At 52.1% G+C, this 536-nt stretch carries 1 protein-coding gene; it reads left to right on the forward strand.

What is annotated here, in order from left to right; translation table 11 throughout:
- A partial coding sequence (locus tag ACVOL0_RS20395) for a hypothetical protein (RefSeq protein WP_481550632.1) occupies positions 1-306 on the forward strand: 306 nt, incomplete at its 5' end.
- Positions 307-536 lie beyond the last annotated feature (230 nt).

Below are 536 nucleotides of genomic sequence, written 5' to 3' on the forward strand. Positions count from 1 at the left end.
TCTTCTTCCGCTTGCCCGTGTGTTCCGCGTCCCCGAAGCTCAGCTGCATCGTCGTCATCCGTCGAACCTTGCGCTATTGTCGCCGAGGAATTGTTCAGAGCATCCCTAGAGACGCTGGAAGGTCGTGTCAATACAGTGTCTAAATTTGTCGCTGCTATGGATATTAATTATCCGGCTTATAAGCCTCGGCAATTTCATCAAGCATTGGTGAAAGTTGCAGAAGATCAAGCAAAGATGAAACGACACAAAGAAGCTCGTTCAAAATTAAAAACAACAAAGGCCGATGCAAGAGCAAAGGGGGAGTGAAGCACTCCCCCTTAAACCCCCTTCTACGAGTTGACTGCGAAGCATCAACTTGTGTAGGGTAGGGATTGTTCTACTCAATATTTTTTTACAATATAAGTTTTTCAGTAAAACAACATGGGGGGGGGGGGGGGGGGGGGGGGGGGGGGGGGGCGGCGGCGGCGGGGCGGGGCGGGCGGAGAGGAGCGGGGATGACTGGTATGAAGATGGAGAGTACAGGAGCAGCACAGCGA

Source organism: Stenotrophomonas sp. STEN021 (genome assembly GCF_056760175.1).